Origin of the sequence: Candidatus Enterococcus moelleringii (assembly GCF_017377575.1) — a bacterium.
In the GTDB taxonomy this organism is placed as follows: domain Bacteria; phylum Bacillota; class Bacilli; order Lactobacillales; family Enterococcaceae; genus Enterococcus_A; species Enterococcus_A moelleringii.
This window is the reverse complement of record NZ_JAFREM010000021.1, coordinates 32,858-52,049: the sequence shown is the minus strand read 5'-3', so window position 1 is coordinate 52,049 and position 19,192 is coordinate 32,858. Positions and strand designations below refer to the sequence as shown.

Sequence of the window (19,192 nt, the reverse complement as noted above, 5' to 3'; positions counted from 1 at the left end):
ATTGCTTGTATAAGCACATTCCAGAGAGGGACATCGTTAAAAAGCTATGGTGATACTTCAATTATCCGCTCCACTTACTCGGCAAACCCAAATTTGCCGAGTTTTTCGTCGTTCCTGCTTTCTTTATACCTTCATTTTTACTATACTGTGAATAGTAACGAAAAAGGAGCGCATTTATGGGCGAGAGAGCTGAGGAATTTCTTAGTACATTTAACCGAATTGAGAAGGAATTAAGGAATCAATTAAATAATCCTGCCAACATGGGCTTTAGTGAGATGGTTCGTCGTCTGTCTAAGCGTAAAGGTGTTTTGGTGGGCAATAATGAAAATGATTTGCTGCAGCTGGCGCAGCTGCGCAATGCGATTGTGCATGATCAGATTGCGGATGACTTTGTAATTGCGGAGCCTAATGATTGGGCAGTGAAGCGGATTGCGGAGATTGAAGAAGTATTGATTCGGCCGGAAAAGGTTTTGCCAAGATTTGGTAAAAAGGTGACTGGCTTTGAACAGAACTTGCCTTTACGTAGTATTATGGAGATTGTGGCGGAAAAACGTTTCTCGCAATTCCCGGTCTATCATCGGGGAGAGTTCAAGGGCTTAGTGACGTTGCGGACGATTGGTTTGTTCTTTGCGCAAGCTAGTTTAGAAGGTCCGGTTAATTTGGAGGGCAAGAAGGCGGAGGATTTGCTTCAGTCCAATGGCAAGAGTACCAACTTCCATTTTGTCGATGCGGAGACTAAGGTGGCTGAGGTGGAAGAGATGTTCCGGGCGCAGACTACCTTAGAAGCGGTCTTGATTACCAAAGATGGCGATCCTGACGGCAATTTGCTAGGGATTATTCGACCGCGGGATATTTATGTTCAGAAAGAGGAGTAGTTTATTGTTAGCTGTATATTTAATTTTGAGTGCTGTCATCATTGGCGCGGATCAATGGTTGAAGCTTTGGATTGTGGGAAATTTTAATTTGGGAGACATGCAGGAAGTGATTCCCAAGGTTTTGTCTTTGACCTACATTCATAATACCGGCGGAGCGTTTAGCTTGCTGGAGGGTCAACGAGTTTTCTTCATTATCATTACCATTGCGGCGGTGGTTGCTGGGATTTATTATTTGTCCAAGCATCTTCACGACAGCAAGTGGCTGACCATTGGTTTGAGTTTGTTTTTGGCAGGAGCAGTAGGGAATTTCATCGATCGTCTGCGCTTAGGATACGTGGTCGATATGTTTCAACTAGACTTTATCAACTTTCCGATATTCAATATTGCGGATATGGCGTTGGTGATCGGTGTAGCGATGATCTTTATTTACATTTTATTAGATGAGAGAGATAAAAAGCATGGAAAATGAAATTGAAGTAATTGTTCGCGAGGAAACTGGGCGAATTGATAAGGTATTAAATGAGCGGTTGAAGAATCATTCCCGTTCACAGATTCAGCAATGGATCAAAGACGGTCAAGTGTCCATCGACGGCCAACCAATTAAGTCGAATTATAAAGTCAGTCAAGGAGACAAGATTTTTATTCGTGTGCCGGAGCCGGAAGAGCTGGAGCTTTTGCCGGAGGATTTACAACTGGATATTGTGTACGAAGATGACGATGTCGTTGTAGTGAATAAGCCGCAAGGAATGGTGGTACATCCATCTGCTGGACATCCGAATGGTACATTGGTGAACGGCTTGCTTCATCAGATTAAAAATTTATCTACTATTAATGATGTCGTTCGTCCGGGGATCGTTCACCGGATTGACAAGGATACATCCGGCTTATTAATGGTAGCAAAAAATGACCAAGCTCACGAAGCGTTGGCCGAACAACTGAAAGACAAGACTTCATTGCGCAAATATGTAGCGTTAGTTCATGGGGAAATTCCTCACGAAAAAGGCCGGATCGAAGCACCGATTGGTCGTTCCAAGGTCGATCGCAAGATGCAGGCAGTAGTCGAAGGCGGCAAACCTGCCGTGACTCATTTCCAAGTGCTGCAGCGCTATGAGAACTTTACTTTGATTGAGCTGCAATTGGAAACCGGTCGGACCCACCAAATTCGGGTGCACATGCAATACATTAATTACCCGGTTGCTGGTGATCCATTGTATGGACCGAAAAAGACTCTAAAAGGTAACGGACAATTCTTGCACGCAAAGATGTTGGGCTTCACTCATCCGAAAACTGGCGAGAATTTAGTCTTTGAAGCACCATTACCTGAAATTTTTCAAAAAACTTTGAAGCAGCTGCAAGAAAAAGATTGATTTCTGTCTCAAAGAGCGGTATAGTATTCCCAGCAAGAAAAACTAAATAGCGAGATCCTTTAAGAGTAGTCCCGTGAGGCTAAGAAGGGTGGAGATAGAAGCTTGGACTAGGTGCGCCTAGGAACAACTCTATCATTTTTGACGAAGTCGATTACAATCCTCCTACCTGCATGCGGGTAGGAGTTTTTTTATGGAAAAAGAGGAGGAGACAGGATGTACAAAAAAGAAGTTGTCGACGAAGTAACGATGAAACGAGCGTTAACCCGCATTACCTATGAAATCATTGAACGTAATAAAGGGGTTCAAGATATTGTCTTAGTGGGAATCAAAACCCGCGGCATTTTCATCGCGCAGCGGATCGCTGAACGCTTAAAGCAATTAGAGCATATCGAAATTCCAGTGGGAGAGCTTGATATCACCCTTTACCGGGATGACGTGAAGGAGACAGAAGCGGCTGAGCCGGAACTGCATTCATCAGACATTCCGTTTGAGATTGCAGGTAAAGAAGTGATCTTGGTGGATGACGTGTTGTTCACCGGACGGACGATCCGTGCAGCACTGGATGCAGTAATGGATTACGGCCGACCAAACCGGATTTCACTGGCAGTTTTAGTGGACCGGGGACATCGGGAGCTGCCGATTCGGGCCGACTACGTTGGGAAAAATATCCCGACTGCATTAACAGAAGAAATCATTGTTGAGATGGAAGAAATGGACGGACAAGATCGTATCTTGATCCAAAAGGAAGAGGCGTAGAAGACAAATGCAAGAGTTTCACAACGACGATGTAGTATTAGACATCAAGGATCGTCCTAAGTTAGGACATTGGGTAGGATTAAGTATTCAACATCTGTTTACGATGTTTGGCGCAACGGTGCTGGTTCCGATTATGGTGGGAATCAACCCAAGTATTGCGCTGGTGAGTTCGGGGTTAGGGACGTTGGTTTATCTGACGGTCACGAAAGGGAAAATTCCGGCGTATCTAGGCAGCAGCTTTGCTTTTATCGCGGCGATGCAATTGTTGATGAAGTCGGATGGGTATCCGGCTGTGGCTCAGGGGGCAATGACCTGCGGGTTGGTCTACCTGATCGTATCTTTCTTGATTCGCAAGATCGGATCTGGCTGGTTAGATAAAATTTTACCGCCAATTGTTGTGGGACCTGTTGTAATGGTTATCGGGTTAGGACTGGCAGCCAATGCCGCGACGAACGCGATGTACAACAACAACGTGTATGACTTTAAGTATGTGCTGGTGGCTTTGATCACCTTGGGATTAACGATTTTCTTCAACATGTTTTTCTCAGGCTTTCTGGGCTTGATTCCGATTTTACTGGGAATTGTTTGCGGCTATATCACAGCGATGCTGTTTGGCATCATCGACTATCAGCCGATTATTGATGCCCATTGGTTCGCTTTACCAGCTTTCCAAGTACCATTTGCTACGTATCAACCGAAATTATATGTTAACGCGATTACCACCATGGCGCCGATTGCTTTTGTAACAATGACTGAGCACATCGGACACTTGATGGTATTGAACAAATTAACCAAACGCAACTTTTTCGACGATCCAGGCTTGGATCACACGTTATTGGGAGATGGCTTAGCACAAATCGTCGCTGGACTTGTGGGAGGTCCGCCAGTAACCAGCTACGGCGAGAACATCGGCGTACTAGCCATCACTCGCGTACACAGTGTGTTCGTTATCGGTGGAGCAGCATTCTTCGCCATCGCCTTAGGATTTGTCGGAAAGCTGAGTGCTTTAATCTTGAGTATTCCAGGACCGGTTATCTCTGGGATCAGCTTTATCCTGTTTGGGGTAATTGCTGCCAGCGGACTGAAAATCCTGATTGAGAACCAAATAGATTTTGACCGGAAGAAAAACCTGTTGATCGCATCAACGATCTTAGTAATCGGCATCGGCGGTTTGGTCTTCCAAGCAGGCACATTTACTTTATCTTCAATGGCCCTAGCAACGGTACTGGGCATTATCTTAAATTTGATTTTACCTGAGAAAGCACGCAGCGAAAAATAAGGAGGAAATATCATGATCATCCAATCTGAAAAAATTAGTTTGAAGCATTTGTTGACAGTTGAAGCCTTATCCGATCAGGAAGTTATGGGACTTATTACCCGAGGACAGCAATTCAAGAACGGTGCCAAGTGGACACCGGAAAAGCCTCAATACTTTGCTGCAAATCTCTTTTTTGAAAACAGCACCCGAACGCACAAAAGCTTCGAGGTTGCTGAGAAGAAAATGGGGTTGGATGTGATTGATTTTGATTCTAGAACCAGCTCAGTGCAAAAGGGTGAAACCTTGTACGACACTGTATTAACCATGTCGGCTATCGGTGTGGACGTGTGTGTCATCCGCCACGGCGACGAAAATTACTACGACGAATTGATCCAAAGCCGGACGGTTCACTGCTCGATCATCAACGGCGGCGACGGCAGCGGCCAGCATCCAACGCAATGTTTGCTTGATCTGATGACTATTTATGAAGAGTTCGGACACTTTGAAGGCTTGAAGGTAGCGATCGTGGGCGACATTACTCACTCGCGGGTAGCGAAATCCAACATGCAAATGCTGAATCGTTTGCGGGCAGAAGTTTTCTTCTCTGGTCCTGAACAATGGTACGACCACAGCTTTGATGTGTACGGCGAATATCGTCCGTTGGATGAACTAGTCGACCAAGTAGATGTAATCATGCTGCTGCGGGTACAACACGAACGCCACGACGGCAACGAAAGCTTCTCTAAAGAAGGCTACCATCAAGAATACGGCTTGACAATTGAACGGGCGAAACGTATGAAGGATAAAGCCATCATTATGCACCCAGCCCCAGTCAACCGCGACGTAGAAATCGCTGACTCATTAGTCGAAAGCTATCAATCACGAATCGTCGAACAAATGAGTAATGGCGTGTTCGTCCGGATGGCGATTTTGGAAGCCATTTTGAATGGTGTCGCTTAGTAACACTTTATGGGAGATAAGAAATTAGGACTGCCAGTCCAACTTTTCACAGTTCTACTTACAATAGAAGCAAACTAAAAGAACCGGAACACTAAAACAGGAATCGTACAGTGTAGTTGGATGGTATACGGCGTGAGAATCGAACTAATTTTTCCCAAAGAAAAATTATTCCACTAAAACGAACAAGGAGAGATTAAGATGAAGGTACTTATTAAAAACGGTAAAATTGCTGGAAAAGGCAATCAATTAATAGAAGCAGATGTTTGGTTGGAAGACGGCGTAATCGCTGGAATCGGTAAAGATTTTTCAAACCTAGAATTTGACGAAGTTTACGATGCAAAAGGCCAATTGGTCACACCCGGCTTAGTGGATGTTCACGTTCACTTGCGGGAACCAGGCTTCACTTACAAAGAAACCATCAAAACAGGAAGTCAAGCAGCTGCTCGTGGCGGTTTTACTACCGTTTGTGCCATGCCTAATCTTGATCCTACCCCAGATACAGTGGAAAAATTCCAAAACGTTCTTGATATCATCAAACGTGATGCTGTAGTTAAAGTATTGCAATACGCACCAATTACTGAAGGCTTGCGCAGCGAAGTTTTAACTGACCAAGCTGGATTGAAAGCAGCGGGCGCATTCGCCTTTACTAACGATGGCGTGGGCGTACAAACTGCAGGAACCATGTACTTAGCAATGAAAGAAGCCGCAAAACAAGGAATGGCTTTAGTCGCTCATACTGAAGACGACTCTCTATTATTCGGCGGCGTAATGCACACCGGCGAAGTCAGTGAAAAACTAGGCTTGCCAGGTATCATGAGTGCTACTGAATCTTCTCAAATTGCCCGCGACGTAATCTTAGCCGAAGAAACTGGCGCGCATTACCATGTCTGCCACGTATCAACAAAAGAAAGTGTTCGCGTAATTCGTGACGCGAAAAAAGCCGGCGTTCATGTAACAGCTGAAGTTTCACCTCACCACTTGATCTTAATGGACGAAGATATTCCGGAAGATAACGGCTTCTGGAAAATGAACCCGCCATTACGTGCTAAAGAAGACCGTGATGCATTGATCGAAGGATTGATGGACGGCACCATCGACTGCATCGCAACTGACCATGCACCGCATGGCTTAGAAGAAAAAGACCAAACATTCTTGAAATCACCATTCGGAATTGTTGGCAGCGAAACAGCCTTCCAACTAATCTACACGCACTTTGTAGAAACAGGCCGCTTCACTTTAGAACAAGTCATCGACTGGATGGCCGTGAAGCCAGCTGAAATTTTCGGTCTAAATGCTGGAACATTGAACATTGGCGCACCAGCTGATGTCGCAGTATTCGATTTAGATACAGAAGAAAAAATTGACGACAAGCAATTTGCTTCAATGGGTGTTAACACACCATTTACAGGATGGCCAGTGAAAGGTCATACGATGTTCACCTTCGTGGACGGCAAACTGGTGTACAACAAGGAGGATTAATAAGTTGAAGAGACTGCTAATTTTAGAAGACGGCACTGTATTTGAAGGGGAAGCCTTCGGTGCTGAAGCCAACGTATTCGGTGAGATTGTTTTTACCACCAGTATGACAGGTTACCAAGAAACGATTACCGATCAAAGCTTTAACGGACAAATTATTACCTTCACCTATCCGATTGTGGGGAATTACGGCATCAACCGTGACGATTACGAATCGATCGCGCCAACTTGTAAAGGAGTTGTCGTAAAAGAACACGCTCGCCGTGCAAACAACTGGCGGAACCAAATGACTTTAGATGAATTTTTGAAGCGCAAAGGGATTCCAGGAATCGCTGGAATTGATACTCGCGCCTTGACGAAAAAATTGCGGAATCACGGAACCATGAAAGCCAGCATGGTAGATGCCGGCGATCAGTTCGAGCATGCCTTTGATCAATTGAAAGCAACTGTTTTGCCAACCAATCAGGTTCAGCAGGTTTCAACAGTTAGTCCTTATCCAAGCCCAGGTGTCGGCCGAAATGTGGTAGTCATCGACTTTGGCTTGAAACACAGTATTTTACGAGAACTGTCTCGTCGAGAATGCAACTTAACGGTAATGCCTTATGATACTGACGCAAAAACCATTTTAGACTTAGCACCAGATGGCGTAATGTTAACCAACGGCCCTGGAGATCCAAAGGATGTACCAGAAGCAATCGAAATGATTCAACAGATTCAAGGCAAAGTGCCGATTTTCGGTATTTGTCTAGGACATCAGTTATTCGCTTTAGCTAATGGCGCAGACACTTACAAAATGAAGTTCGGTCACCGCGGGTTGAATCACCCAGTGCGGGAGATTGCGACTGGTCGGATCGATTTCACTTCCCAGAACCACGGCTTTGCGGTGGATGAAAAAACAATTGATGCGACAAAATTAATGGTGACTCATACTGAGGTCAACGATGACACGATTGAAGGGGTAAGACATCGTCATTACCCAGCCTTCAGTGTACAATTCCACCCGGATGCAGCACCTGGACCACATGATGCACTGCATTTATTCGATGAGTTTATGGAAATGATGGATGCATGGAAGGAGCAAGCGTAAATGCCAAAACGGACAGACATTAAAAAAATCATGGTTATCGGTTCTGGACCGATCGTGATTGGACAAGCAGCCGAATTTGACTATGCCGGCACCCAAGCTTGCTTAGCATTAAAAGAAGAAGGTTACGAAGTTGTCTTGGTGAACTCCAACCCAGCTACGATTATGACAGATAAAGAAATTGCTGATTCAGTCTATATAGAACCAATTACCTTGGAATTCGTTTCTCGCATTTTGCGACGCGAATTACCAGATGCGATCCTGCCGACTCTTGGTGGACAAACTGGTTTGAACATGGCAATGGAATTAGCGGCATCAGGCATTTTAGATGAATTGAATATTGAACTGCTAGGAACGAAGCTTGCGGCGATTGACCAAGCGGAAGACCGTGATCTGTTCAAACAATTAATGGAAGAATTGGATCAACCGATTCCGGAATCAGAAATCGTTAATACGGTGGAAGAAGCGGTAGCTTTCGCTAACACCATCGGTTACCCAATCATCGTGCGCCCAGCCTTCACCCTAGGCGGTACCGGCGGCGGGATGTGTGACAACGAAGAAGAATTACGGGTAATTGCTGAAAACGGCTTGAAGCTGTCACCAGCTACCCAATGTTTAATCGAAAAATCAATTGCCGGCTTCAAAGAAATCGAATACGAAGTCATGCGGGATTCAGCGGATAACGCAATCGTAGTATGTAACATGGAAAACTTCGACCCAGTTGGGATTCATACCGGAGACTCTATCGTTTTCGCACCAAGCCAAACCTTATCAGATTATGAATACCAAATGCTGCGGGATGCGTCATTATCAATCATCCGCGCCTTGAAAATCGAAGGTGGCTGTAACGTTCAGCTGGCCTTGGACCCTCACAGCTTTGACTACTATGTCATCGAAGTGAACCCGCGGGTATCTCGTTCATCTGCCTTGGCAAGTAAAGCAACTGGTTATCCAATTGCGAAATTAGCAGCGAAAATCGCTGTCGGCTTAACGTTAGATGAAATGAAGAACCCAGTAACAGGCACAACCTATGCTGAATTTGAACCAGCTTTAGACTACATTGTTTCTAAGATCCCACGCTGGCCTTTCGATAAATTCGAATCGGGCGAACGAGTACTAGGTACGCAAATGAAGGCGACCGGCGAAGTTATGGCAATTGGCCGTAACATTGAAGAGTCTTTACTAAAAGCAGTTCGTTCATTGGAAATCGGCGTTTCTCACGTCGAAATCGCTGAATTCAGCGAAGTAACTGATGAACTATTAACCGAAAAAATCGTTAAAGCCCAAGACGACCGCTTATTCTACTTAGCAGAAGCGTTACGTCGGGGCTACACGATTGAAGAGTTGAGTGATTTAACCAAGATTGATTTGTTCTTCTTAGATAAATTACTGCACATTATTGAGCTGGAAAATGAATTAGCGCAAAATGTTCAAGATACTGAAGTCTTGAAAAAAGCCAAACAAAATGGTTTTGCCGATAAGAAAATTGCTTCATTGTGGTCAACTACGGAAAAAGCCGTCAGCGACCTGCGCCATGAAGAAAAAATCTTGCCAGTTTACAAAATGGTGGATACTTGTGCGGCAGAGTTCGAATCGCAAACACCGTACTTCTACAGCACCTACGAATTTGAGAACGAAAGTGTTCGTTCCGATAAAGAATCAGTTTTAGTCTTAGGCTCAGGCCCTATCCGCATCGGACAAGGGGTAGAATTTGACTATGCGACGGTTCACTCAGTCAAAGCGATCCAGTCTGCGGGTTATGAAGCGATTATCATGAACAGCAACCCGGAAACAGTTTCCACTGACTTCTCGGTTTCTGACAAGCTTTACTTTGAACCATTAACCCTGGAAGATGTAATGAACGTGATCGAATTGGAACAGCCAATCGGTGTCATCGTGCAATTCGGCGGGCAAACAGCGATTAACTTAGCTGAGCCTTTAGTGAAAAACGGCGTCAAAATCTTAGGCACGACGATTGAAGATTTGGACCGAGCGGAAGATCGTGACCAATTTGAGCAAGTCTTGAAGCGACTAGGCATTCCTCAACCAGTGGGTGATACAGCTACCAGCAGCGAAGAAGCAGTCGTTATCGCGGACCGCATCGGTTATCCAGTCTTGGTACGTCCAAGCTATGTATTAGGCGGACGTGCGATGGAAATCGTGGAAAATCAGCCGGACTTGGAAGACTATATGGCCAATGCTGTGAAGGCTTCACCTGAACATCCAGTCTTAGTTGACCGTTACATGGTAGGTAAAGAATGTGAAGTGGATGCGATTTGTGATGGAACAACTGTCCTAATCCCAGGAATTATGGAGCATATCGAACGAGCTGGGGTTCACTCAGGCGACTCGATGGCTGTCTATCCGCCGCAAACTTTCTCAGATAAGATCATTGCGACGATTGAAGATTACACTCGCAAGCTGGCTTTAGGCATGAACTGTATCGGGATGATGAACATTCAATTCGTTATTCATGAAGATGAAGTGTACGTGATTGAAGTAAATCCCCGGGCCAGCCGGACCGTACCATTCTTGAGCAAAATTACTGACATTCCAATGGCGCAAGTTGCTACTAAAGCAATTTTAGGCAGCTCGTTGGAAGAAATGGGCTATAAAGATGGGTTGTATCCTGAAAGCAAATTGGTTCATGTGAAGGCACCGGTCTTCAGCTTCACTAAACTGCAAAAAGTGGATACTTACTTAGGCCCTGAAATGAAATCCACTGGTGAAGTCATGGGCTCTGACCGTAATTTGGAAAAAGCCTTGTACAAAGCCTTCGAAGCATCTGGATTGCACTTGCCTGATTACGGCGCAGTGTTGTTCACCGTTGCGGATGAAAACAAAGAAGAATCACTGGACTTGGCGAAACGCTTCAGCGATGTAGGCTACAGCTTGCTAGCAACAGCAGGAACAGCTAAATACTTTGAAGAAAACGGCTTAAGCTCTAAGACGATTGCTAAGATTTCAGAATCGTCAGAAGACAACGTGGTTGAGATGATCCGCCGCGGCGAAGCCCAAGTAGTAATTAACACAATGGACAAAGACCGCCAAAACTCTTCGCAAGACGGCTTCATTATTCGTCGGGAAGCAGTGGAACATGGCGTACCATTGTTCACATCACTAGATACAGCCAATGCTATTTTACGGGTAATGGAATCACGCTCGTTTTCAATTCAAGAAATTTAGAACTTTAGGACAGAGTGCTGAGCACTCTGTCTCCTTTTGAATAGTACGAATCTTTTTTCTATAGGAGGGCCATATGAAACAAGAAATGATGACAATTGTCAGCCAGCAGCAATTAGCACCGCGGATTTACGAAATGGTTCTAACCGGCGAACTGGTGGAACAAATGCATAATCCGGGGCAGTTTATCCATATTCGAGTACCACGAGCAGATTTACTGCTGCGTCGTCCGATTAGTATTAACCAAATTGATCATGAAAAAGCCACCTGCACCATCATTTACCGTGTGGAAGGTGAGGGTACGAAATTTTTTGCGGAATTAGAGGCCGGCGACCAATTGGATGTCATGGGTCCTTTAGGAAACGGATTCGATTTGTCTGGTCTAAATAGCGGCGATAAAGCTTTTATCGTAGGCGGCGGAATCGGTGTGCCTCCTTTGTATGAGCTGTCTAAGCAGCTGAAAAAACAAGGCGTAGAAGTGGTTCATTTCCTAGGCTTTGGCTCAAAGGATGTTGTTTATTATGACGAGGAATTCCAGGCATTAGGGGATACTCGTTTTGCGACAGATGACGGCAGCTTTGGCATGCAGGGAAATGTCGGCAATTTACTGCTGGCAGAAGAAGAGCAGCCAACAGTTGTTTTTGCCTGCGGAAATAACGGCTTGCTGAAAACAGTCGAACAGTTGTATACCGAAGTTGACAATGTGCAGCTTTCTTTAGAATCACGGATGGCTTGCGGCATGGGTGCTTGTTACGCTTGTGTTTGCCATGTAGCCGAAGATCCAAGTAAGAGCGTCAAGGTCTGCGATGACGGGCCAGTATTCCAAGCAGGGGAGGTTGTATTTTAATGAATCCATTAGCGGTTAAACTACCAGGGTTAGATTTGAAAAACCCGATTATGCCAGCCAGCGGATGCTTTGGCTTTGGTAAAGAATATGCGGATTATTATGATTTAAACCAACTAGGTTCGATTATGATTAAAGCAACCACACCGCAATCACGCTACGGCAACGAAACGCCGCGGGTGGCTGAAACGCCAAGCGGCATGCTGAATGCGATTGGTTTGCAAAATCCTGGTTTGGAAACAGTCATGACTGAAATTTTACCTTCTTTGGAAAAGTTCGAGCAGCTGCCGATTATCGCTAATGTTGCTGGCGCTTGCGAAGAAGATTATATCGAAGTGTGCAGCCGAATCGGTGACGCACCGAATGTTAAAGCGATCGAACTGAATATTTCTTGTCCCAATGTAAAACACGGCGGGATTGCTTTTGGTACTGATCCTGAAGTAGCCTATCGTCTGACTAAAGCGGTGAAGGAAGTTGCTTCCGTGCCGATTTACGTGAAATTAAGTCCCAACGTTACCGATATTGTACCGATTGCTAAGGCGATTGACGAAGGCGGAGCAGACGGCTTTACCATGATTAACACTTTGTTGGGGATGCGGATTGATTTGAAGACCCGTCAGCCAATTTTAGCTAACCAAACCGGGGGACTTTCAGGTCCTGCGATTAAACCAGTAGCAATTCGTTTGATCCATCAAGTTGCCGGTGTCAGCGACCTGCCGATTATTGGTATGGGCGGTGTACAAACGGTGGATGATGTCCTGGAAATGTTCATGGCGGGTGCCAGCGCAGTTGCAGTAGGTACTGCCAATTTCACTGATCCATATATTTGTCCAAAACTTATTGACGCCTTGCCTGCAAAAATGGCAGAATTAGGTATTGATTCTCTTGAAGAATTACGCAAAGAAGTCAAGGAGGCCAGAAAGTAATGGAAAAACGACCAATCATCGCCTTGGATTTTTCTTCCCAAGAAGAAATCCAAACCTTTTTAGCGCAATTTCCCGCTGAGGAAAAACTATTTGTGAAAATCGGCATGGAGCTTTTCTACCAAGAAGGACCCAGCATCGTTCATGAATTGACCGCCGCGGGACACGATGTCTTTTTGGATTTGAAATTGCATGATATTCCTAACACTGTCAAAAAAGCTATGAAAGGCTTGGCGAAATTAGGCGTTCGCATGACCAATGTTCATGCAGCTGGTGGAATCGAAATGATGGCAGCAGCTAAAGAAGGTTTAGCTGAAGGAACTGCGGCAGGCAAAGACGTACCAGACTTAATCGCAGTAACGCAATTAACTTCAACAAGCGAAGAACAAATGCATCACGATCAGCTGATTCAAGTGCCGTTGAAGGATAGTGTCGTTCACTATGCGAAATGTGCCCAAGAAGCTGGACTAGACGGCGTGGTTTGTTCTGCTTTAGAAGTTGAGATGATTCATGCCGCAACTAGCGATGAATTTATTTGCCTAACTCCGGGAATCCGGCCAAAGGGTGCTAGCGTCGGTGACCAAAAACGAGTGATGGATCCGCAACAGGCGCGAGAAATCGGCTCGAATTATATCGTAGTTGGCCGTCCGATTACCCAATCAGAGACACCTTACGAAAGCTATCTTCAAATTAAAAAAGAATGGAACGGTGAAGCATGAGAACAGTAGCAGGAAATATTGCCAAAGATTTATTGAAAATTGAAGCGGTCTTTTTAAGCCCTGATGAGCCTTTTACTTGGGCTAGCGGGATCAAATCACCGATTTACTGCGACAACCGCATTACTATGAGCTATCCAGAAGTTCGTCGCGAAATCGCCAAAGGCTTAGCCGAAGAGATCAAAGCAAAATATCCAGATGTTGAAGTAATTGCCGGAACTGCAACTGCTGGGATTCCTCATGCTGCATGGGTAGCTGAATTATTGGACTTGCCAATGGTTTACATCCGCAGCAAAGCCAAAGACCATGGCAAAGGCAACCAAATCGAAGGCCGCATCACGGAAGGCCAAAAGATGGTAGTCATTGAAGACTTGATCTCAACCGGCGGAAGCGTACTAGAAGCAGCCGCAGCAGCGAAAAAAGAAGGGGCGGACGTACTAGGTGTCGCAGCCATCTTTACTTACGAATTAGACAAAGGTGTGGAAAAATTCAAAGCCGCTGACATGCCGCTATTGACTTTAACCAACTATTCAACCTTGATCGAAATTGCTTTAGAAGAAAAATACATCAACGAAGACCAATTGGCTCTATTGAAAGAATGGCGCCAAGACCCAGAAAACTGGTTGAAATAAGTTTAGAGCTCCTGAATCAGCATGAGATTTGCTGATTTGGGAGTTTTTTGTTTTCAGAAATTCATTCCATTTTTTAAGAAAAGGAGTACACTTAAGGCTAAGACCGACGAAAAAAGGAGACGATCCGATGGAAACAAGAGAGACAGCCCAAGAATTGGTTCATGATTTATATAATTGCTTAGTGAAACAGCCTGATCCATCAGAAGGGTTACAGGATATTGTTGATGTCTTGCTGCAGGTGTATAAGAAATTGGACACAGCCAAAAATCCCGAAGCTTTGGTGAATCGTTTAGTCAATTACATTTATAGTGTTGGTTTGGCTAGTCGCGTTCATTTTGATAAAAAAGAAGAGCAGCTGCTCATAGATCTTTCTGTCATCGGTCAACGCGCTGGTTTAAATGGTGTGTATCGCTCCAATACTTCGGACAAAACGCAATTTTTCGGTTACTTGGATTAACGTTTTCTGCAGTCCTCCTGCGAATGCTTATACTGAGCCTAAAAAAGGCTTTAATGGTATATTGGAAAGCAGTGGAGGGATGCGTATGTATCAAAAGTTTGTGGAAAACATCCGACTGCGGCGTTTCGTTGTACTGGCAGTCCTAATTCTAGTTGTTTATCTATCGCGATCGTTTATTTCGATTGCCTTACTGACCTTTATTTTTACTTATCTATCATCAAAAATCGTGAAGCTGTTGAATCGGTATTTAAAGCTGCCTCATATGGCGGCGACGATTGGCTTGTATCTTGTTGTGGTCTTTCTGTTGTACTTGCTGTTTTCTCGTTATGCGACGATTTTAGCTCAGCAAGCGATCCAGACTTACAATTCACTGCTGCACTTTTACCGTCACGCGGAGTTTGATTCCTCCGGGGTCACAGACTATTTGTCCAAGTATTTTGAAACCCATAATTGGCAGGATAAATTGGAGAGCGGTGCGGGGATTATCTTTCAGCAGCTGCAAAATGTGGGCCGGATTGCGGTTTCCTTCTTTATGTCATTTCTGCTGAGCTTTTTCTTTATGATCGAAAAAGAACGAACCTTTCAGTTTTCTCGCCATTTTTTAAGTAGTGATTATGCTTGGTTTTTCCAGGATGTCTATTACTTTGCTAAGATTTTTACTGAAACATTTGGAGTGGTGTTGGAGGTTCAATTGGTGATTGCATTGGTGAATACGACCATTACAATTGCTGGTCTCGCGTTGATTGGATTTGGTCAGCTGCCATCCTTGGCTATTATGATTTTCTTTTTGAGCCTGATCCCAGTGGCTGGGGTGATTATTTCCTTTGTACCGTTGACGCTGATTGCGTATTCGATTAACGGTTTGCAGACAGTCTTTTATGTTGTGTTGCTGGTGCTGGCGGTTCACGTAATCGAGTCTTATATCTTAAATCCGAAGCTGATGTCCAGTCGCACTAAACTGCCGATCTTCTACACGTTTGTTATTTTACTCTTGAGTGAACGCTTCTTAGGAGTTTGGGGATTGATTGTCGGAATTCCGATTTTCACCTTTTTCTTAGAGGTCATTCATGTCCAAGTCAAACAAGAACCAAAGGAAAATTAATTCCCTTGGTTCTTTTTCATGTCTGGATTGCAATCAAATTTAGCTTTGAGGCGCTTTTCTTAACGCTTCAACGGTTGCTTCTTCCGGTGTTACATACAATGTTTTTTGATTTTCATAAATCACAAATCCCGGTTTGGCGCCATTTGGCTTGTGAACATGCTTAACTGCTACATAATCCACTGGAACCTGGGCCGATTGGCGAAACTTAGAGAAGTAGGCAGCTAACTCAGCTGCTTCCAGCAAGGTTTCTTCAGTTGGGTCATCGTCTTTGATGATCACGTGAGAACCAGGGATATTTTTGGCATGGAGCCAGATATCGGTTTTGCGAGCTTTTTTCAAGGTCAGCTGATCGTTTTGCAGGTTATTTTTACCTACTAAAATTTGCGTGCCATCACTAGCGTAAAACGTCTCAGGCTGTGAAGGGGCCTGCTTGCGATTTTTCTTACTTTTCTTTTTCTTCAAATAGCCGCTAGCCACTAATTCTTCTTTAATGACTTCAATATCCATTGGTCCGGCGATTTCCAGCTGAGCCAGGATCGATTCCAAATAAGCTAATTCTTCTTTGGCTTCATCGATTTGTTTGTAAATCAATTTCACGGCATTTTTCAGCTTTTGATAACGCTGGAAATATTTCTGGGCGTTTTGGTTTGGCGTCAAAGCTGGATTCAACCGAATGGTAATCATTCGATCTTCATCATAATAATTCGCCAAGTCCACTGATTCTGCACCGCGGGGAACTTGGGTCATAAAGGTAGTCAACAGCTCACCATCGCGACGAAATTCCTCAGCGTTTTCTGAATCCTTCAAGGTTTTCTGACGTTTTTCCAACTTAGTTTGGTTCCGTTTGATTTCATTTTCTACGCGACGAATCAGTTCATTGCCTAACTGCTTCACGCGATCTTTTTCGGCTTTTTCGCCGTAGAAAGCATCCAGCAATAAACTCAAAGTAGGGTACTCTACTGGTTCAGATAAAGTTTCAAACAGCAGTGGAGCAAAAAATTCTTTGTCGTTTTTCAAGCCTAAGGTTGGCTGCAAATTATCAGCGACATCTTGCCAGAAGCTTTGCCAAACCGTCATCTTCTCGTTAGGATTTTCGTTTAAACGATAGGCCAGCTCGTCAGCGGTGTCACGACCTAAGCCTTGAAATTGCTGCTGCAAATATTTGCCGTTTAGTTCTTCAGCGGTAGAAAGGAGATGAAAAACACTTTCTTTCGTTGCTGTAAACGGATTTTGCTGCTCCTGTTTAGGGGGCGTGATGTATTCACTGCCGGGCAAAATCAAGCGGTAGGTATTTTGGGAATGGCCGACGTGCTTAATGGCATCCAAAATTTTTCCAGTTTCACTGTTCAGTAAAATAATCGTTGAATGCCGTCCCATCAGCTCAACAATCAGCTGGATACCTTGCAAATCGCCTAACTCATTGCGTTTGGTAAAGGTAAAATGGACCACCCGATCGTTTTCCATTTGTTGAATATCTTCTAAAATGGCACCTTCTAAATGTTTGCGCAGCATCATGGCAAAATTCGGTGGGGTATCAGGATTTTGGTAGGCAATCTCCGTCAGCTGAATCCGGGCATAGCTGGGATGCGCCGAAAGCAGCAGCCGGTGATTCTTTCCTTGTGAACGAATCACTAAAACTACTTCATTTTCATATGGTTGGTGAATTTTCGAAATCCGACCGCTTAATAAAGAGGCCCGCAGTTCATTCACCATTGCATGGGTAAAAACTCCGTCAAATGACATCTTTTTCCCTCGTTTCTTTTCGTAATGTCTCTATTATAACGAAAAAAACGCCAGTGACCAATAGTTGTCACTGGCAAAGCCGCTTTGGCTTAGTTCGTTAGAGAATCTTTATAGGCTGCCAGCTCTTCTAAAAGCTGCAGCAACTGTTTTTCTGCCTCATTTGGCAGACGATCGTAGCCTTCGTTGATTGTTTTACGTTTTTGAATGAAGGATAGACGAGTTTCAATCCGGCCAATCAACTTCTCAATATACTCGGCACTTTCGAACGGCGGTTCATGCCCTTCAATCGGCAAGTAAGACAAGTCTTTTAACGGTCCAAAGGTCTTGAACTCAGCTGTACCTTCTACAATTTTTTCAATTGAAGATAAGGTATGCTTCGGTGTTACGTCGTTGTCTTCATAGACCCCGGTATTCAAGATATAGCAATCCGTTTGCCCTTTTTGGAACAGCTCCAGGAAGTCTTGATAGTCTTCTCCTAATGGATAGCTGCGGAAAGGATTGGCAAATGGTTCAATTACCAGCTGATCGACATTGGCCTTCGCCTTAACGATATTTTCAGCGGTAGAACGTTTGGTTGCTAAAGTTACCCCAAAAATTGCAGCTAAGCAAGGATCATTTATTTTGACAACAGGTGGTAGACTGTCATCCTTCATAATCCAGAAAATACCGTCGACGTTTTCGGACAGATGGTCCACTCGATTCTCAGTGGCATATCGGCTCTTGATACTGCGTCCGTTACCATTACGGATATCTTCGGTTACTAAAACTTTTTCGCCATTTTCGTTTAAAGTTACCCCGACATTTTGCGCAGTAACAACATGACTTAATTCTTCGCTGCTGCTAGGATAATCTTGTGTTTTATCAAAGTAAGATGGTTCCAAGGCAGTAGTGGAGCATTTTTCCTTAGAGATTACAAAGGCATCATCATGCAGTACCTTGATCGCATATTTGCCATCGTGTTTTGCCAAGGTAATCGTTGATTTACCAGACCCGGACAAACCAAAAGCAGCCATCGTGTAGTTGCCTGTTGAAGTAGCGTATTGCTTCATTCCACCGTGGCAAGCGATAAATCCGTTGCGATGTGCAGCAGCCCAAGCTAAGGTCAAGGTTGCTTTTTTCAATTCACCAAAATAGCGTAGTCCTAAGACCGCGGCACAATTATGCTCAGAGTCCACTAAAACCAACCCATGTGGGAAATCAGGATGTGACCAGTCTGGATCGGCCAACACAAAGATATCTCCTTCTGGAATCGGATCAGAATTAGCATAAAAACCTAAGGCTTCTTGGACAATTTGGAAATTTAGTAAATAAGTATATAAATTCGCGGCGTATTCTTTCGGCAACAGGATGTGGGCTTGCATGGTAAACTCTTTGTCTAAGCCAACATACACATCTCCGCTGTAACACTCTTTTGTACCTACTTGGAAAACAGCTTCCCGCAATAATTTATCGTGGTAAGCTTCGTCGATTCCTGCGTGGCCAATCACGCGCCGCGCTGCGGCTGTCCGACCAACGATCTCTCCATCGCTGGAAACCAGCACTTTCGTGTCGCTAGGTAATCCTAGTTCTTCGGTGTGTCTAACAGGTAAATCAGTGACAATCACATCTGGGGCTTTTTTTGCTAAATGATACGCCTCAGATAAGGATGAAACTTGCGTGACATTGTTTCCATAAAAAGCGGTTTCAATAATTGTACGGGTGACTGAAAAAATAGGGTTCTTGTCGGTAATCTCGGTCTGTTTAAAAAACTGAATGCTGCTCATGTGGCGTCCTCCTCTATAAAATCTATAAATTCTACAATATTATAATAGCATTA

Annotated in this window: 17 protein-coding genes; 15 read left to right on the top strand and 2 right to left on the bottom strand. The window is 44.3% G+C overall.

Going from position 1 to position 19,192, the window contains the following annotated elements:
* Positions 1 to 176 precede the first annotated feature (176 nt).
* The 15 genes from JZO70_RS14050 (at position 177) to JZO70_RS13980 (ending at position 15,633) form a co-directional block, all read left to right on the top strand.
* Entirely contained in the window at positions 177 to 875 is a 699-nt protein-coding gene (locus JZO70_RS14050; protein WP_207674223.1) for a CBS domain-containing protein, read from the top strand.
* Positions 876 to 879: 4 nt separating this feature from the next.
* A complete protein-coding gene (gene lspA, locus JZO70_RS14045) occupies positions 880 to 1,344 on the top strand; it encodes a signal peptidase II (protein WP_207674222.1) in 465 nt (154 codons plus the stop codon).
* Positions 1,334 to 2,242 carry an RluA family pseudouridine synthase gene (locus tag JZO70_RS14040; protein ID WP_207674221.1) on the top strand — a complete coding sequence of 303 codons (909 nt, stop codon included), beginning with the start codon at positions 1,334 to 1,336 and terminating at the stop codon, positions 2,240 to 2,242. The genes lspA and JZO70_RS14040 overlap by 11 nt, the downstream gene beginning before the upstream one ends.
* 213 nt (positions 2,243 to 2,455) lie before the next feature.
* Positions 2,456 to 2,998 carry a bifunctional pyr operon transcriptional regulator/uracil phosphoribosyltransferase PyrR gene (pyrR, locus tag JZO70_RS14035; protein ID WP_207674220.1) on the top strand — a complete coding sequence of 181 codons (543 nt, stop codon included), beginning with the start codon at positions 2,456 to 2,458 and terminating at the stop codon, positions 2,996 to 2,998.
* 7 nt (positions 2,999 to 3,005) lie between these two features.
* Positions 3,006 to 4,277 carry a solute carrier family 23 protein gene (locus JZO70_RS14030; RefSeq protein ID WP_207674219.1) on the top strand — a complete coding sequence of 424 codons (1,272 nt, stop codon included), beginning with the start codon at positions 3,006 to 3,008 and terminating at the stop codon, positions 4,275 to 4,277.
* 12 nt (positions 4,278 to 4,289) lie between these two features.
* A complete protein-coding gene (locus tag JZO70_RS14025) occupies positions 4,290 to 5,216 on the top strand; it encodes an aspartate carbamoyltransferase catalytic subunit (RefSeq protein WP_207674218.1) in 927 nt (308 codons plus the stop codon).
* Between the two features lie 198 nt (positions 5,217 to 5,414).
* On the top strand, positions 5,415 to 6,695 hold the full coding sequence (gene pyrC, locus JZO70_RS14020; RefSeq protein WP_207674217.1) for a dihydroorotase: 1,281 nt from the start codon (positions 5,415 to 5,417) through the stop codon (positions 6,693 to 6,695).
* Positions 6,696 to 6,699: 4 nt separating this feature from the next.
* On the top strand, positions 6,700 to 7,779 hold the full coding sequence (locus tag JZO70_RS14015; RefSeq protein WP_207674216.1) for a carbamoyl phosphate synthase small subunit: 1,080 nt from the start codon (positions 6,700 to 6,702) through the stop codon (positions 7,777 to 7,779).
* Positions 7,780 to 10,962, top strand: a complete 3,183-nt coding sequence (gene carB, locus JZO70_RS14010) for a carbamoyl-phosphate synthase large subunit (RefSeq protein ID WP_207674215.1) — start codon at positions 7,780 to 7,782, stop codon at positions 10,960 to 10,962.
* A gap of 73 nt (positions 10,963 to 11,035) precedes the next feature.
* On the top strand, positions 11,036 to 11,806 hold the full coding sequence (locus tag JZO70_RS14005) for a dihydroorotate dehydrogenase electron transfer subunit (protein ID WP_207674214.1): 771 nt from the start codon (positions 11,036 to 11,038) through the stop codon (positions 11,804 to 11,806).
* The gene (locus JZO70_RS14000; RefSeq protein ID WP_207674213.1) at positions 11,806 to 12,729 is read left to right on the top strand and encodes a dihydroorotate dehydrogenase; all 924 of its coding nucleotides are present in this window, start codon (positions 11,806 to 11,808) and stop codon (positions 12,727 to 12,729) included. The genes JZO70_RS14005 and JZO70_RS14000 overlap by 1 nt, the downstream gene beginning before the upstream one ends.
* Positions 12,729 to 13,445, top strand: a complete 717-nt coding sequence (gene pyrF / locus JZO70_RS13995; RefSeq protein WP_207674212.1) for an orotidine-5'-phosphate decarboxylase — start codon at positions 12,729 to 12,731, stop codon at positions 13,443 to 13,445. The genes JZO70_RS14000 and pyrF overlap by 1 nt, the downstream gene beginning before the upstream one ends.
* Positions 13,442 to 14,074 carry an orotate phosphoribosyltransferase gene (gene pyrE, locus JZO70_RS13990; RefSeq protein WP_207674211.1) on the top strand — a complete coding sequence of 211 codons (633 nt, stop codon included), beginning with the start codon at positions 13,442 to 13,444 and terminating at the stop codon, positions 14,072 to 14,074. The genes pyrF and pyrE overlap by 4 nt, the downstream gene beginning before the upstream one ends.
* A gap of 127 nt (positions 14,075 to 14,201) precedes the next feature.
* Positions 14,202 to 14,531, top strand: a complete 330-nt coding sequence (locus JZO70_RS13985) for a bacteriocin immunity protein (protein WP_207674210.1) — start codon at positions 14,202 to 14,204, stop codon at positions 14,529 to 14,531.
* 85 nt (positions 14,532 to 14,616) lie between these two features.
* On the top strand, positions 14,617 to 15,633 hold the full coding sequence (locus JZO70_RS13980) for an AI-2E family transporter (protein ID WP_207674209.1): 1,017 nt from the start codon (positions 14,617 to 14,619) through the stop codon (positions 15,631 to 15,633).
* 39 nt (positions 15,634 to 15,672) lie between these two features.
* On the opposite strand, the gene efbA is transcribed toward JZO70_RS13980, so the two are convergent.
* A complete protein-coding gene (gene efbA, locus JZO70_RS13975) occupies positions 15,673 to 17,376 on the bottom strand; it encodes a fibronectin-binding protein EfbA (RefSeq protein WP_207674208.1) in 1,704 nt (567 codons plus the stop codon).
* Positions 17,377 to 17,465: 89 nt separating this feature from the next.
* Positions 17,466 to 19,139 carry a phosphoenolpyruvate carboxykinase (ATP) gene (locus JZO70_RS13970; protein ID WP_207674207.1) on the bottom strand — a complete coding sequence of 558 codons (1,674 nt, stop codon included), beginning with the start codon at positions 19,137 to 19,139 and terminating at the stop codon, positions 17,466 to 17,468.
* Positions 19,140 to 19,192 lie beyond the last annotated feature (53 nt).

Bases quoted from the DNA above. Each gene is read 5' to 3' on its own strand.
- JZO70_RS14050 (WP_207674223.1), top strand. From the start codon at position 177: ATGGGCGAGAGAGCTGAGGAATTTCTTAGTACATTTAACCGAATTGAG.
- JZO70_RS14040 (WP_207674221.1), top strand. From the start codon at position 1,334: ATGGAAAATGAAATTGAAGTAATTGTTCGCGAGGAAACTGGGCGAATT.
- pyrR (WP_207674220.1), top strand. From the start codon at position 2,456: ATGTACAAAAAAGAAGTTGTCGACGAAGTAACGATGAAACGAGCGTTA.
- JZO70_RS14030 (WP_207674219.1), top strand. From the start codon at position 3,006: ATGCAAGAGTTTCACAACGACGATGTAGTATTAGACATCAAGGATCGT.
- JZO70_RS14025 (WP_207674218.1), top strand. From the start codon at position 4,290: ATGATCATCCAATCTGAAAAAATTAGTTTGAAGCATTTGTTGACAGTT.
- pyrC (WP_207674217.1), top strand. From the start codon at position 5,415: ATGAAGGTACTTATTAAAAACGGTAAAATTGCTGGAAAAGGCAATCAA.
- carB (WP_207674215.1), top strand. From the start codon at position 7,780: ATGCCAAAACGGACAGACATTAAAAAAATCATGGTTATCGGTTCTGGA.
- JZO70_RS14005 (WP_207674214.1), top strand. From the start codon at position 11,036: ATGAAACAAGAAATGATGACAATTGTCAGCCAGCAGCAATTAGCACCG.
- JZO70_RS14000 (WP_207674213.1), top strand. From the start codon at position 11,806: ATGAATCCATTAGCGGTTAAACTACCAGGGTTAGATTTGAAAAACCCG.
- pyrF (WP_207674212.1), top strand. From the start codon at position 12,729: ATGGAAAAACGACCAATCATCGCCTTGGATTTTTCTTCCCAAGAAGAA.
- pyrE (WP_207674211.1), top strand. From the start codon at position 13,442: ATGAGAACAGTAGCAGGAAATATTGCCAAAGATTTATTGAAAATTGAA.
- JZO70_RS13985 (WP_207674210.1), top strand. From the start codon at position 14,202: ATGGAAACAAGAGAGACAGCCCAAGAATTGGTTCATGATTTATATAAT.
- JZO70_RS13980 (WP_207674209.1), top strand. From the start codon at position 14,617: ATGTATCAAAAGTTTGTGGAAAACATCCGACTGCGGCGTTTCGTTGTA.
- efbA (WP_207674208.1), bottom strand. From the start codon at position 17,376: ATGTCATTTGACGGAGTTTTTACCCATGCAATGGTGAATGAACTGCGG.
- JZO70_RS13970 (WP_207674207.1), bottom strand. From the start codon at position 19,139: ATGAGCAGCATTCAGTTTTTTAAACAGACCGAGATTACCGACAAGAAC.